The sequence below is a fragment of the Paraglaciecola sp. genome (assembly GCF_030730205.1).
Lineage (GTDB): Bacteria > Pseudomonadota > Gammaproteobacteria > Enterobacterales > Alteromonadaceae > Paraglaciecola.
Window position 1 is genome coordinate 22,312 of record NZ_JANQVQ010000288.1, and the last position, 15,222, is coordinate 37,533.

Sequence of the window (15,222 nt, forward strand, 5' to 3'; positions counted from 1 at the left end):
CCGCCCTACAGACCTATTCTGGCTCTGTAGTTAATAGTGATGAGACGAGCTTAGACTTTAAAAGTCGATAGCTCTAACTTAATGTCCGCACTAAGTGTTCCTAATTTATCACTCAATTCATTCACTTTTACCGCACTTTCGGCGACCTCTAAGGTGATCTTGTTGAAATCTTCAATGTTGTCACTTACCGATATGGCCATTGCTTTTTCTTCAGTAGTTTCAATCGCAATTCGACTGTTGATGCGCCCTACTTCCGCCACATTTTCCCTAATATGACCGAGAGCTTCCATAGTGCCGTTGGCATCGGATATTGATTTTTCTACGTTGGATTTTGTGGTTAACATCAGTGTATTGGCTTGTTCAGAGGAAGTTTGCAAGTCGCCAATGATATTTTCAATTTCAATTGTGGACTCTTGAGTACGTTGAGCAAGGGCTCTTACTTCGTCAGCAACCACTGCGAATCCCCTACCTTGTTCACCTGCTCTGGCAGCTTCAATGGCAGCGTTTAAGGCCAACAAGTTTGTTTGCTCTGCAATACTTTTGATCACATCGAGAACGGTATTAATCAGTTCACTTTTATGTTTTAGCTCTACAAGTTTATCAGAGGTCTGTTCTATCGCATTACCTAATAAATTTATTTCACTGGCAGAGCGTTGGACCACCTCATTGCTAGATACGGCCAATTGATTACAGTCATCGGTTTTTCTGTTTGCTTCACTGACTATAGTGGATACTTGTTCTGAGACTGTTTTCATATGATTGATGGAGATGGAAATCGACTGTATTTTTGCTAACTGCTCTTGTGAAACATGATGATTAGTATTTGCATGACTTTTGATGAGCAAGGCACAATTTGCCAATTCTTCTGCTGACCCCACAATCTGATTAACCATTTTTTGCAGATTTTGCACAAATTCATTAAAACTCGAAGAGAGCTGCCCCACTTCGTCGGCAGATTTTACATGTAAACGACGTGTTAAATCTCCTCCTCCTTTTGCGATATCAGCAATGGCGTTAGCAACTAGTTCAATGGGCTCTATCACATATTTTGACAGAACGAAGGCGTTCGCCACTAACATGGCAAATAAAATGGCGCTCGCGGTTAAAACAAACAACCAAGTTATCGAAGTTAGTACACCATCATTACTGTCTAACTTAAAAACCACGTCTATGTACCCCACCTTGTTACCGTCTTCCCAAACGAGTTCAATAGTCTCTGTTGACACATGTTTGGACATACTCCCGGTACTTTTAGCTTCAGAAATTACTTTGCCGCGATGATCAAAGACTTTAATGCTTTGAATGATGGGATAGTCGACAAAAGAAGAAATAATATTGTTTATCAATGTGCTGTCGTAAGAGTAAATTGGCTCTATTAGCACTACCTGCAGGGATGATTTAGCATCATTAATACTCTTTTCTAAGGTATCTTGAAGGTAGTTTTTAGCCAACAAATAGCTTGTAACAAAACTCAATGTCATGACCAAAAAAGAAATGAGAGCCAAAATTGTGATTGATTTTTGTTTTATCGATTTCATTATTTGCACCGTTTATCATTAGGGTCTGATTATACTTGGTAATAATGTGTTAGAGCTTAGAAACGTCCAACCAAAATTCGCTTCTGTTTGTTGGTGTATCTTTGTGCATATAGGGATTGTCAATTCTAATGATGTTTCTTTTCGCTAAATCCGCTTTACTCAAAGCTTCTTTAATCATCGAATTTGCAAAAAACAAGGCATCGAAACTGCCATCGCTAATAGAAATTTCAAAACCTCGATATAGTTTGTCATGTAAGATCTGATTAGACGGGTTAACAAAAAAGTACATAGCATAGGGATAAATGAGCAACACATGTTCTTCAACTATCAAGTCCAGCTCGGGTCGACTTTCAACTTCTACCCAAGGTTCATGCACTGCCCTTGGAAAGTAGTCAAAACGTCCTCCTTCTAACATTGGAAATAAATTGGGGTACTTAATCGTCGTAGTGGTTGGAATATTGGCATTTTTTAACACCGCTGTATCCCCCCAAAACGTCCCTTGACCAGCTTTGAAATCGAATAAGTCCTTGAGCTCTGTAACGTTTTTAAAACGCTCTTTATCGGCTTTGCGGATAATAAAAATTCGATGCCCTAATAACCCTTTTAAGATTGGAATACGCACCGTCAGCAGCTGTTTTTCTAATGCTTGTGACGTCCCAGCCCATATAATATCGACTTGGCCGTCAATTACTGCATCAGTTAGTCTAGCTTCTGACATAGACTCAGTATCAGGTACTAAGCGAGCCGCTGGATCGACTTTGCTGAGTATGAGTTGAAGAATATCTGCGGCAAATGCTTCTTTAGCTCCCTCAATTTTTCGAATTTTATAATCACCAGCAAGGCTACTAAAAGTAAAAAAAGCCATCATTAAAAAGAGCGTTATCTGCCATAGTCTGTTTCGATTCATTACGGTCTCTTTTGCGTAACGCATTCATATACAAGAGTATATGAGTTAAGGGCACGCCGTGATGTTTGTCAAAAATCATCAATAAAAAATCAAACTAAATGTGAAGACTTGCAGGCATAAGCTTGTTTAATGCGATTCTTCTTTATTATCATAATTGTGGTGCATAACCGTTAATATTGGTGCAAAGGAATTCAACTAGTAAGTGAAACGGCGGCATAAGCCTACAAAAATAGGCCTTTTTAAATGTTAAACAGTGGTGTTCTTCTTGCTTAAGCTCCCCTCCTTTTCTAACTCTTTCTTGGTATCTCAATGTTTCCCATTCGCTTTATTTTTTGTAAAAGTATTATTGCTGGCTTTTTTCTATTGTTAGTTTTTCCTGCCTCTGCCGTGAAGGTTATTTACGATACTGATATGGGGATTGATGATTGGTCAGCTATGCTAGTGGTGGCAAATCACCCTGACATTGAATTACTCGGCATCACCTCTAACGGTGCAGGAGAGGGGCACTGTGAAGCCAATATGCGCAATATCCCTGACTTATTAGCCTTATCAATGTCGCCAGATGTGCCTTTTGCTTGCGGTTATCATTATCCTCTTGATGGCTACTTTGCATTTCCTGAACCGTGGCGTAAACAAGCTGATACCCTTTCAGGTGTTGCCGTTCCGCCTTCTGCACGACAACCATCGAAATTAAACGCGGTTGAATTACTTCATCAACTGCTATCTCAGCAAGATGAAAAAGTAGTGCTACTAACCGCAGGAAGCTTAACCAATATCGCCTTATGGCTCCAAAAATATCCGCAAGATAAACCTCTGGTATCGCGTTTAGTGATGATGGGTGGAGGCTTTGATGCCCCTGGTAATATTATCGTTCCTGGTTTTACGACAGATCATCCAAACAAAAAAGCAGAGTGGAATATTTATGTCGATGCCATTGCGGCAGACCGCGTATTTCAATCTGGCTTAGCTATTGAGGTAGTGGGACTGGATTTAACTAACCAAGTTAAAGTCACAGCGCAATACGCTCAACGATTTAAAGCACAAGTAAAAGCAGAGGCCGCTCGGTTTTGGGATCAAGTACTCGATGACAACGATTGGTTTATTGAGTCTGGTGAATACTATTTTTGGGATGTATTAGCCGCACTCGTGGTTGCTGACCCACACTTGTGTCAGGGCGATATGCAACCGGTATGGGTAGAGTACCAACACGTTGAGAAAGGTGACAAATGGACAGATAAAAACATGCCACCAATGACAGAATCAGGCCAACCTCGACGCCATTACGATCCAGCTACTTTTGGTATTACCCATATCGGAGGTGACAATCCGCCAGTTAAAATATGCCGGCATACCGAGCCCCAAGTCGCGTTTGATCGATTAATTGAGATATTAAACATAGAGGTTGAAGCGAGATAATTAACCTCTCGCTTTTCACCATTCAGAACGTGTCGATCTGCAGCCCTTAATGTAAAAACCGCATAAAAAAGCCTGACATATCTGCCAGGCTGTTTCTCATCAATCCTGCAAATTAGCGGGGTTTATTCAACAAAACCTTCATTCGCTTTTACCGTTAAGGGGTGATAACCGTCTTTGGCTTCGGCAAATGCTTTTTGCGCCATCTTCTTACCTTCAGCAGTGTGAGATAAAGCTTTATATAAAGGCTTAACTAGCTTATTACGACCAATTGTGACCAAATATTCATGCAGACGCGTAAACGCTGGCTCATACCAATTATTTACGCTTATCAGTAACCAACTGTGGGCTATTTCGTTGTTATGGCTTTGAGTTAAATCAAAGGCATCATCGAGCTCAGCGAGTTGCTTTTGGCTCAGTTTTTCAGGCATATTATTTAAAAAATACAGCCATTGATGGGTTGCCCACTCTTTGACTTTAATGTCTTTGGCTTCAATCGTGCCAGCTAACCAATCAGCACGTGCTTGATCAACCACCGTAAACGCATCTGATTGCGGTACTGGTGCGTTTTCTGGTACGCCAGGCGAATGTATCCACTCGTTAATACGCCCCATCGATAATACGTCGCTATGTTCTTTAACGAGAGTATCTTGCAAATATGCGACAAATTCATCGGTAGTAATACTTTGAAAATTGAAATGTTTAAAGTACGCCAATAGGAACTTATCAAACTCGGCTCTACCCACTTTTTGCTCAAGCTCTCGTAAAAAAAGTGCGCCTTTTTCGTAGGGGATATTACTGAATACATCATCCGGATCCCGCCCGCGTAAATCGATAGCCAACACTTGATCATTTTTTGCTAAGTTATCGATATCTGCTTGTAACTCTTGACGTCCTAAAACTGCTTCCATCGCGTAGCGTTTTTCACCATACACCATTTCCATGATGCGATAAGTTAGGTAAGTGGTGAATCCTTCGTTTAACCATAGATCGCGCCACGTAGCATTAGTGACGGTATTGCCTGACCAAGAATGCGCAAGTTCGTGCGCAATTAACGAAACTAAACTTTTATCTCCAGCGATAACCGTAGGAGTAATAAATGACAATCGTGGATTTTCCATGCCGCCAAAGGGAAACGACGGCGGCAAAATCAGCAAGTCATATCGATCCCAGCTGTAGGGCCCGAATGTTTTTTCGGTGGCAATTAACATGGACTCCGTATCAGCAAATTCAGCCGCCGCGGCATCGAGTATCGACGCTTCTGAATATACCCCAGTGCGCTCCCCCATCGCTTTAAAGTGCAAGTCGCCTACCGCCAGTGCAATTAAATAAGACGGAATTGGCTGCGGCATAGAAAACTCGTATACGCCATCTCGCGGGGTATTAGGATCGTTGGCCGCACTCATCACAGCCAATAAAGCTTCAGGCGTGCGAATAGTAGCTTGATATGTCACCCTAACTTGCGGCGAGTCTTGTAAAGGGATAAAACTGCGCGCATGGATAGCCTGAGACTGAGTAAACAAAAACGGGTGCTGTTTACCCGCAGTTTGCGCAGGAGTGAGCCATTGCACCCCTGAGGCTTGTGGAGAGGTGTGATATTGAACAACAATTGAATCACCTACCTGTGGTAAGTCAATGGTCAAGGCAGCACCTAAAAATGAATCTTGAGAAGCCAGAACAAACGGAATAGTTTTGCCATTAGCACTGACATTGGTAATTGTTAGGTCACGAGTATCTAAGACTAATTTATCCGCGCTCGGTAACACCTTTTTGTAATCAAGCTGCACTGAGCCGCTTAACATATTTTGTTCAAAATCTACAGTTAAATCCAGCACTAGATTGGTCACTTTCACTTCATCTGGGTTAGAAAAGGAATGGTAATCTTTCCCCACCTGAATCTCAGTGCTCACGGTCTCGCTAGCGGTTACGACTGCCGTTTGCTCTGTTTTACCGTTCGGTGAGCATCCCATAAGCAAAGAGCAGCAAACAACGGCGCTCATTATCAATTTAGTTGTCATTATTATTCCTGATAAAAATACTGAGCCATAAATTCTGTCACATTCGTACAAACATCTAAACAAGCAAATGAATACCAATTGTAAATATCAGTCAAGGCTTGATTTTTTAGTGATAAACCTCATAAAAAACGCGAGGCTAGTACTCGAGTACGAAGCCCCCGAAAAATTAGAGAGATAAACTGTATGTCACATCACGAAGAGAGCGATGATATCGACTTTTTTGCACAGTTCAGTGACGTTGTGCCACTAAAGCAGAATACGATTGAATTTGTGCCCCCCACAAAAGACAGTATCGCCAAACAAGCCAGGCGGCAAAATATTGAACTCAGTATGCAACTGGCCAATAACCACTTGAGCCTAGAATGTTTCCGGCCACTTGATCCTTATGATCATTTAACATTTAAAAAATCTGGCGTGCAAGACGGGGTATTCAAAAACCTCAGAATGGGCAAGTATAAAATTGAGGGGGTGGTTAATTTACAAAATCAAAAATTTGAACAAGCTAGAAATGTCGTGTTTACACGGATCAACGAGGCTTATAAAAACGGCAGTAGAACCTTGCTGATAAAACATGGTATCGGGCTGCACAGCAAACCTGTACCCGCGATGTTAAAAAGTTATGTTAATCAGTGGCTGCAAGAAATGCCACAGGTAATTGCTTTTCATACAGCAATGGCCCATCACGGCGGCAACGGTGCAAGTTATGTTTTATTAAAGAAAAATGATGAACAAAAAGCAGAAAATCGAGAGTTTCATCGAAAACGTTAATCATCTTGTAAAGCGTGACTTAACCAATAAAGCAAGTAATCTTACTTCGCTCTCGTCTTACCCTACAGGCAATAACTTACTTACTTTGTTGTTGCGCTTGTGTAGCAGTAGCCGTCGTCGTTTGGTCAGATTTTGCTGAGGCACTAAAAATAGCAGCGATAATAAGTATGACAACGGTGGCAAACACACCGGTTAACCCAAAGCCTTTGTTCGAACGATTCATTTCCGTCTCTTATTTTTATTAAATTGTGTATAGGTAGTAGGTCAGACACCCACTTAGGCAAAAAATTCCATTTACTTTTTCTTAACAAACAGAGAAGCGACACCTTGTCAATAGAGTAATAGATGTTAATGAGTATTTTACTGATTTACAAGGGGTTTAATTTAATCAAGTAAAAAATAATTAAGGTTATATGACCTTAATTTTAGTTGAGAAATATATCTACCCATTTAAATAAATTCCAATCATTTAAATGGGTAGGGAGTGATGTTGAATACTTAACTACGCTAAGTAAACCCGTGCATTTCTGAACATACGCATCCACGCGCCGTCTTCTTGCCATTCTTGTGGATGCCAAGAGTTAGCCACGGTCCTGAACACTCTCTCTGGGTGAGGCATCATAATGGTCGCACGACCATCACTGCTGGTTAAACCGGCAATCCCAAGCGGTGAACCATTAGGATTGGCTGGATAGTGTTGTGTCACTTTTCCGTAGTTATTTACATACTGTAAAGCAATCGCTTGATTATTTTGTGCCGCGAATAAATCAGCATCTGACTTAAACTCAGCGCGCCCTTCACCATGCGATACCGCAATTGGCATTCGAGAACCTTGCATTCCATCAAAGAAAATAGAATTGTTTTGCTGTATTTCTACCATCGCAACTCTAGCTTCGAAACGCTCTGATTGATTAGTGACAAAATGTGGCCACAGCTCAGCACCTGGGATCAACGATTTCAAATTAGACATCATCTGACAGCCGTTACACACGCCAAGAGAGAAAGAATCAGGGCGAGCAAAGAAATTTGCAAACTGTTCACGTACTTGCTGATTAAACAAAATCGATTTTGCCCAGCCCTCTCCTGCGCCTAATACGTCGCCGTAAGAAAACCCGCCACAAGCCACTAAGCCTTGGAAGTTTGCGAGGGATTGTTTATTGGCTAATAAATCACTCATGTGCACGTCAATGGCATTAAATCCTGCGCGGTCAAAAGCAGCAGCCATTTCTACATGTGAGTTGACTCCCTGTTCACGTAATATCGCGATTTTAGGTGCAACACCTTTGGCAATATACGGGGCTGCAACATCCTGATTCACATCAAAACTTAACTTGGCGTGCAAACCTGGATCCTGAGCATCTGCCTTAGCTTGATGCTCTTGTTGAGCACACTCAGGGTTGTCACGTAATTGCTGCATGTGCAGCGTAGTTTGCGCCCAAATTTGGCGATAATGGATACGGCTATTTTGTAAAATAATTTGCGCGTGATGGCGCACAACTATTTGATCAGTCGTGTTTAAACGTGCCACCGGATGAACGACAGATTCAAGTCCATGTTCAGCTAATACACTCATCACACGGGCTTTATCAGCAGCACTGACTTGAATAACCGCGCCTAACTCTTCATTGAACAAACTGGCGATTGGCTCACCTGTTAGCTGACTAATGTCGATATCAAGACCCGTTTTCCCAGCAAAGGCCATTTCAAGTAAGGTTGTAAATAAACCACCGTCTGAACGATCGTGATATGCCAGCAATTTTTTCTCGTGTACCAGTTGCTGAATGGCTAAAAAGAACCCTTTGAGCAATGGCGCTGAATCAACATCAGGCGCAACATCACCAAGCTGTTGATAAACCTGAGCTAAACAAGAAGCCCCTAAACGATTTTGCCCCTGGCCTAAGTCTATGACCAGTAGCTCAGAATCACTGATGTCGGTATTCAATTGTGGGGTTAGGGTCTTACGCACGTCCTGCACTGCACCAAAGGCAGTAATCACCAAAGATAGAGGAGAGGTGACGGATTTAGCTTCACCGTTTTCTTGCCAGGTAGTTTTCATCGACATGGAATCTTTACCTACTGGGATAGTCAAATCCAGCGCAGGACATAACTCTTCACCTATCGCTTTCACCGCAGCATACAAACCAGCGTCTTCGCCGGGGTGTCCAGCTGCAGCCATCCAGTTGGCTGACAAATTAATACGTTTAAAATCGCCAATATCCGCCGCTGCTATATTGGTCAAGGCTTCACCTACTGCCATACGAGCAGAGGCCGCGGGGTTTAATAGTGCAATAGGCGTGCGTTCTCCCATCGACATCGCTTCGCCTTGATAGGTATCAAAGGCACTCGCAGTAACGCCAACATCCGCCACAGGTACTTGCCAAGGCCCTACCATTTGATCACGGCAAACCATGCCTGTTACCGAGCGATCACCGATAGTAATTAAGAAGGTCTTTTCAGCTACGGTAGGCAAACGTAAAATACGTTCAGCCGCCTCAGCGAGGACAATCGATTGAGTATCTAAGGCTTTAATATCGACTTGAGCGCTGTGGGCTTCACGGTGCATTTTGGGCGTTTTACCCAATAGTACGTCAAGGGGTAGATCGATGGGTTTATTGCCAAAGTGCGGATCAGCAACGGTTAAATGGGCTTGTTCAGTGGCTTCACCCACAACCGCAAATGGGGCTCGTTCACGTAAACAAATTTGTTCAAATACCTCAAGATTTTCAGGAGCAACTGACAACACATAACGCTCTTGTGACTCATTACACCATAACTCCATGGGTGTCATACCCGCTTCATCATTGGGTACTTTTCGTAGGTCAAATACGCCGCCACGTCCGCCATCGTTGATGAGCTCAGGAAAGGCATTCGATAGACCGCCCGCTCCTACATCGTGGATAAACTGAATGGGGTTGTTTTCTCCAAGCTGCCAACATTTATCAATCACTTCCTGACAACGACGTTCCATCTCTGGGTTACCTCGTTGGACAGACGCAAAATCAAGATCTTCAGTCGACTGCCCTGAGGCCATTGAAGAAGCAGCACCACCACCTAAACCGATATTCATGGCAGGCCCGCCTAGAGCGATTAATTTAGCCCCTACAGTGATTTCACCTTTTTGTGTATGTTGTTTGCGAATATTCCCCAAACCACCAGCAAGCATGATCGGTTTGTGATAGCCACGGACCTCTTCACCATTGAAACTCATGACTTTTTGTTCATAAGTTCTGAAATACCCTAAAATACTGGGGCGTCCAAATTCATTGTTAAATGCAGCGCCACCAAGCGGGCCATCCATCATAATGTCAAAGGCACTAACAATACGTTCTGGCTTACCGTAATGCTGCTCCCAAGGCTGAGCAAATCCGGGGATATTAAGATTTGATACGGAAAATCCAACTAAACCAGCTTTAGGTTTAGAACCGCGACCGGTGGCACCTTCATCTCGAATTTCGCCACCAGAGCCCGTAGCAGCACCTGAAAAAGGAGAAATTGCAGTGGGGTGGTTGTGAGTCTCCACCTTCATGAGAATATCAATATCTTCATGATGGTAACGATATTCATTCGAGCTTGCTTCAGGAAAAAATCGCCCTGCAAAACTCCCTTCCATAACCGCAGCATTGTCTTTATAAGCAGAATGAACATTGGCACCACATTGCTCATAGGTATTTTTAATCATCTTAAACAAAGATTTAGGCTGTACTTCACCATCAATGGTCCAATCAGCATTAAATATTTTATGGCGGCAATGTTCAGAGTTGGCTTGGGCAAACATGTATAATTCGATGTCGTTTGGATTACGACCTAATGCAACAAAATTCTCAACCAAATAGTCAATCTCATCCTCGGCTAGCGCTAAACCTAAACTCATATTGGCATCAATCAAAGCCTGTTTACCGCCAGCAAGAATATCCACCGAAGACAAGGTTTGTGGCTCTTCTTGCTTAAACAAAATCGCTGCATCGGAGATGTCACTAAAAACAGATTCGGTCATACGATCATGTACTAATGCCTTTAGTTCTGACGCCTGTTGCGCTGTCAATTCAGGCGTTTGAACATAGTAAGCAATACCGCGTTCAATTCGATTAACGGAATGCAAACCACAATTATGGGCAATATCAGTGGCCTTTGAGGCCCAGGGTGAAATAGTTCCAGGACGCGGTGTCACTAAAAATAACTGCCCTGAGGGCTCATGTGCTTGCTGCTTAGGCCCGTAAGTAAGAAGCTGCTCAAGAATGCTTTGCTGCTGACTTGTTAACGCCAATGCGCCTGATTCTAGGTGCACAAAATGAACAAACTCAGCGTAAAGCTCCTTAATAGGTAGGCTGCAAGAGGCAAATTGGCCTAAGAGTTTATCAATACGAAAATCAGACAGGGCAGGTGTTCCACGAAGCACTAACATAAGGTCATTACCATTTAGCGAGATTGAAAACCGCAAGGTTTACTCAATCAGGTGAGAAGGAATTTTTAAGGCGCGGATTATAGGGTAATTCGATGCAATTGATAAGCGCTTGATGACTATAAAATAGTCTTTTCTGAATTCGACTAAGAGAAAAACTAAAGCTGGCTGAAAAGTGATATTTTGGTCACAATAAACCCATCGAGATGGTTAATCGGAGAAATTGTCATTCTAGTCAGGTTTTATAAGCTTGTCGTTCTGCTTGTGTTAATAAGCGGATGCAATGACCAAAGGCAATCAAGCAGTCTCAATGAAGTATTAGATTCTGGCGTGTTAAAAGTCGGTACCTCATATGGCTTAACCACTTATTATAATGGTGCGACGGGGCCAGTTGGATTTGAGTACGAACTTGCCGAAGGCTTTGCCGAATACTTAGGTGTAAAACTAGAAGTATTTCCCTATTACACTCTCAATGAATTATTCCCTCAGCTACAAAATCAGCACCTCGATCTAATTGCCGCCGGTATTAGCGTTAGCCCTTTGAGAAGCAAAAAATTTAAATTTGGACCTGCATACCAGCGCGTTAGCGAGAAACTTGTTTTCAAACAAGGAAAGGTTTGGCCTCGTGACATCAGCAGCTTAAATGGCAATCTTGTAGTGACTACAGGCAGCAGTCATAGCGAATCGTTAAACAATTATCAAGCCCAAAATGAGCAACTCTCGTGGCAAGAAACCGATGAGAAAGACGTTGAAGAATTATTGGAATTGGTTCTCAGTGAAGAGCTTGATTACACCATTGTCGACTCCAATATATTAGCGTTAATGCGACGCCGATACCCAGAATTAGCAATCGGCTTTTCTGTTAGCCCAGAGCAAGATATCGCATGGGCAGTGAACAAAGAACAAGACGATTCTTTACTGGCAGCCGTTATTGAATATTTCGGCCTAATACAGAGTAATGGTGTACTGGCCGCCTTAGAGGACAAGTATTTTGGGCATTTACGCCAATTTAATTACGTCGATACCGTTGAATTTATAAAAGCCGCAAATCAGGTTTTGCCCGAGTACAAAGCATGGTTTCAAACCTATGCAGGCGATCTCGACTGGCGCCTGCTGGCTGCCATGAGTTATCAAGAAAGTCATTGGGATCCTGACGCCGTGTCAGTCACCGGTGTGCGCGGCATGATGATGCTAACCTTAGATACGGCGAAATATCTGGGTATCGAATCTAGATTAGATCCTGAACAAAGTATAAAAGGTGGTGGTGCCTATTTATCAGATCTATTGAGACGCATTCCTGATCGGATTGAATTCCCCGATAGGCTATGGTTTGCAATTGCGGCTTACAATGTTGGTTTAGGTCACTTAGAAGATGCCAGAGTATTGGCTGAACGCCAAGGAGCAAATCCTGATATGTGGGTGGATGTTAAAATTCGTCTTTTACAGTTGAGACAAAAAAAATATTATAAAACAACAAAGTACGGATACGCACGTGGCAATGAGGCAGTCATTTATGTAGATAACATTCGCCGCTATTACGACACACTTGTGTGGTTGGATGAACAACAACCTGAAACTCCCCCTCGAGCTATTCAGCTTGAAGAAGCATCCCAAGCCCCCTTATCTGAATCGATTGAATAAGCAAGGAGCTAATCAATCTTGACTCTGGATAAGCTGAGAAAATCACTGTTCAGCCGGCGATAATTTTTACTCTTAGTACTTGAAATATCTTGAATTATTTTTAAGTTGTGGATAGTGTCATATTTCAGCAATATTGAACTTGTACTGTAACAAATGAACTTTTTATTCAATATTTGTCTATATAACAACACAACAAAGGAGAGTTTATGAAAAAACGCCACAATATGGTGAACAGAACACGATTTACTAATACCAGCCGTAGACGCCAACTTATCAAACGTTTACATCAAAAGGTAAACATCCGTCGCCAACAATTTCAAATTTGTGAATCTACCAACGATTTGGCTGAAGCCTGCTAATCAGCACTCAGCCTAATCGCTTTCTTTTGCGCTCTGCGTAGCTTAAAAAAACTCGATATTTTCTCTGCACAGTGTGCTTCTAGCACCCCCCCTTGCACTGCAATTTGATGATTTAGTTGAGCATGGCTTACCAAGTTCATCACGCTACCCGCAGCACCGGTTTTATAGTCAGAGGCTCCAAACACTAATCGTGAGATTCGACTGTGCACTAATAGGCCTGCACACATCGGGCATGGCTCAAGTGTCACATAAAGTGTTGCGTCTAACATGCGATAATTTTGTATTACTTTGCCCGCCTGGCGAATGGCAATCATCTCGGCATGAGCAGAAGGGTCATGCTGACTAATAGATTGATTCCATCCCTGCCCTATTATCTCATCATTGACCACCACGACGGCACCTACTGGGATTTCACCTTGAGCTTGGGCCTTGTCAGCCAACGTCAGTGCATGCTGCATCCAAAAAGCGTCTTGTTCACATTGTTGCTTGGTCGTTATCATAATAAATTCTAAAAAGTGGCGTAATTGATTAACTAATTGGTGATATTGACGAATTAAATTCACCAGAAGAACCCTAAAAACTATCTAAAGCGTTGAATTATATAAATAATAATTTGTTGGTCGATTATTTGCTTTGATAAAGACATAAGCATAAACTTTTTAATCATTGAGACAAGCAAAAGAGGGAAAGGAAATGAACATGACTGCAATCGCAATAGTAGCAATCGTATGTTGGGCAATTGTGGAGCTAGTAAATGGCACTCGCGGAAAAAAGCAAGGAAAGAAAGACGAGCAAAAAAACAGCGACTTACAACAACAAATCGTCACCTTGAAAGAGCGCATTGAAACCTTAGAGAAAATAGTGACTGACGAAAAATATGACTTAAACCGTCAATTTGATGATTTGAAAAAAGAGCGCGTTGCTTAATTAAACTGCCCTTTATTGATAACTGCATATGTAAAAAAACGCCACTGAGGCGTTTTTTTAGTGTCGAAGGTAAACTTACCACCTATTGAAGGTTTCTATTGCTTTGCTGCTTTTGCCATGCATTGGCATACATCTGCAGTAGTTTTTGCTGTTCTTGCTCGTTTAGGCTTACCAGTCTCTCTCGCAAATATGTGATCGCCTGCTGTGTTTCATCGTCCTCATTAGCCGCTTCTCTCAAACGATTATCTAACATGAGCGCTGCGGCTTTGCCCGTAGAAAAACATTGATAACCGAGAAGAATTTCACGATCAAGATGCTCAGCAACTTGTTTGGCGTTCTCAAATCCAGCGGGCAATACCTGACCAAAATGCACATGTACTCGACCTTTTTGACCCGTAATCCCATTGACAATACTGCGCATATCTTCATTGTCAGGTTTATCGTAGGTGCCTAATAGATCAATCTGTTGAAGTTCTTTGGCTTTGCTGATATCACAAGGGTCGAATTCGTAAGAAATAGAAACAGGCACAATACGAAGTTGTTGAAGGTAGTCAGAAAATTCAAGTTCTTTAGGTTTGTTGATGGTCAACATCGATATAATAGCCGGATTAGTCACATCATTACCGTCTTTCGCACGACCTTCTCGTTGCGCAATCCAAATATGTTGTTGCTCAACATTTAACGTGTAGTGGATATACTCACTGAGTAATTTTGCTGCCGCTAATTTTTCTCGCCTGTCTGGGGCAGAACGTTTAACGATAAAACATTTGTTCAAGCGTATTAGATCGGCAACCCATTCTTTTTTAAGTAGATTATCACCCACTGCAATGCGCACAGTATCTTGCTTATTAATATGTAATACCCAATTTACAAACGCAGGATCCAAGGCGATATCACGATGGTTACTCACAAATAAACAGGTTTTTGACAAGTCTAGTTGATCCAAACCACTGACGGTGAAGGCTTTGGTCGTGGTATCGATCATCTGCTGCATGTAGGGTTCAACAAGCCGTTGAAAGCCTCGCAAGCTGCGTATTTGGCCAATTTTTGATTTAATATACAGGCGAGTTAAATAAGCCAATAGTGGTCGAGAAAAACGTGGCCAAGACGCGAACTTAAAAGCGACAAGCGTACTAATGAACTCGTCATTATTAAATAATTGAGTGAGGACTCGAGGCAGATCAGCATCATCAAAAGGTCTGATTGCATCAAACTTAGCGTTCATATAACTCAATGTATCCCATATAAAAAA

General features: G+C 42.2%; 12 protein-coding genes. 5 read left to right on the plus strand and 7 right to left on the minus strand.

Features of this window, described 5'->3' with window-relative positions:
* Positions 1-50 precede the first annotated feature (50 nt).
* Positions 51-1,538: a methyl-accepting chemotaxis protein gene (locus tag NWQ57_RS18300; protein ID WP_306023614.1), complete on the minus strand. Its 1,488-nt coding sequence runs from the start codon at positions 1,536-1,538 to the stop codon at positions 51-53.
* 49 nt (positions 1,539-1,587) lie between these two features.
* Positions 1,588-2,445: a diguanylate cyclase gene (locus tag NWQ57_RS18305; RefSeq protein ID WP_306023615.1), complete on the minus strand. Its 858-nt coding sequence runs from the start codon at positions 2,443-2,445 to the stop codon at positions 1,588-1,590.
* 309 nt (positions 2,446-2,754) lie between these two features.
* Here NWQ57_RS18305 and NWQ57_RS18310 point away from each other — a divergent pair, with 309 nt between their 5' ends.
* Positions 2,755-3,861 carry a nucleoside hydrolase gene (locus NWQ57_RS18310; RefSeq protein ID WP_306023616.1) on the plus strand — a complete coding sequence of 369 codons (1,107 nt, stop codon included), beginning with the start codon at positions 2,755-2,757 and terminating at the stop codon, positions 3,859-3,861.
* 122 nt (positions 3,862-3,983) lie between these two features.
* Here NWQ57_RS18310 and NWQ57_RS18315 read toward each other — a convergent pair whose 3' ends face one another.
* Complete coding sequence (locus NWQ57_RS18315; RefSeq protein WP_306023617.1) at positions 3,984-5,876, minus strand: M1 family metallopeptidase; 1,893 nt, start codon at positions 5,874-5,876, stop codon at positions 3,984-3,986.
* Positions 5,877-6,059: 183 nt separating this feature from the next.
* Between NWQ57_RS18315 and smrA the strand changes: the two genes are divergently transcribed.
* Positions 6,060-6,644: a DNA endonuclease SmrA gene (gene smrA / locus NWQ57_RS18320; protein ID WP_306023618.1), complete on the plus strand. Its 585-nt coding sequence runs from the start codon at positions 6,060-6,062 to the stop codon at positions 6,642-6,644.
* A 76-nt stretch (positions 6,645-6,720) separates the two neighbouring features.
* Here the strand turns inward: smrA and NWQ57_RS18325 are convergent, their stop codons facing one another.
* Together NWQ57_RS18325 and purL are read right to left on the minus strand one after the other, a co-directional pair.
* Complete coding sequence (locus NWQ57_RS18325) at positions 6,721-6,867, minus strand: hypothetical protein (RefSeq protein ID WP_306023619.1); 147 nt, start codon at positions 6,865-6,867, stop codon at positions 6,721-6,723.
* 279 nt (positions 6,868-7,146) lie between these two features.
* The gene (gene purL / locus NWQ57_RS18330; protein WP_306023620.1) at positions 7,147-11,046 is read right to left on the minus strand and encodes a phosphoribosylformylglycinamidine synthase; all 3,900 of its coding nucleotides are present in this window, start codon (positions 11,044-11,046) and stop codon (positions 7,147-7,149) included.
* A 180-nt stretch (positions 11,047-11,226) separates the two neighbouring features.
* Between purL and mltF the strand changes: the two genes are divergently transcribed.
* On the plus strand, positions 11,227-12,684 hold the full coding sequence (gene mltF / locus NWQ57_RS18335; RefSeq protein WP_372340942.1) for a membrane-bound lytic murein transglycosylase MltF: 1,458 nt from the start codon (positions 11,227-11,229) through the stop codon (positions 12,682-12,684).
* 206 nt (positions 12,685-12,890) lie between these two features.
* Positions 12,891-13,043, plus strand: a complete 153-nt coding sequence (locus tag NWQ57_RS18340; RefSeq protein WP_306023621.1) for a hypothetical protein — start codon at positions 12,891-12,893, stop codon at positions 13,041-13,043.
* Here NWQ57_RS18340 and tadA read toward each other — a convergent pair.
* Complete coding sequence (gene tadA / locus NWQ57_RS18345; RefSeq protein ID WP_306023657.1) at positions 13,040-13,543, minus strand: tRNA adenosine(34) deaminase TadA; 504 nt, start codon at positions 13,541-13,543, stop codon at positions 13,040-13,042. The two genes, NWQ57_RS18340 and tadA, sit on opposite strands and share 4 nt — an antisense overlap.
* A gap of 193 nt (positions 13,544-13,736) precedes the next feature.
* Between tadA and NWQ57_RS18350 the strand changes: the two genes are divergently transcribed.
* Complete coding sequence (locus tag NWQ57_RS18350) at positions 13,737-13,970, plus strand: hypothetical protein (protein WP_306023622.1); 234 nt, start codon at positions 13,737-13,739, stop codon at positions 13,968-13,970.
* Between the two features lie 82 nt (positions 13,971-14,052).
* Here NWQ57_RS18350 and NWQ57_RS18355 read toward each other — a convergent pair whose 3' ends face one another.
* Positions 14,053-15,195 carry a 1-acyl-sn-glycerol-3-phosphate acyltransferase gene (locus tag NWQ57_RS18355; protein ID WP_306023623.1) on the minus strand — a complete coding sequence of 381 codons (1,143 nt, stop codon included), beginning with the start codon at positions 15,193-15,195 and terminating at the stop codon, positions 14,053-14,055.
* Positions 15,196-15,222 lie beyond the last annotated feature (27 nt).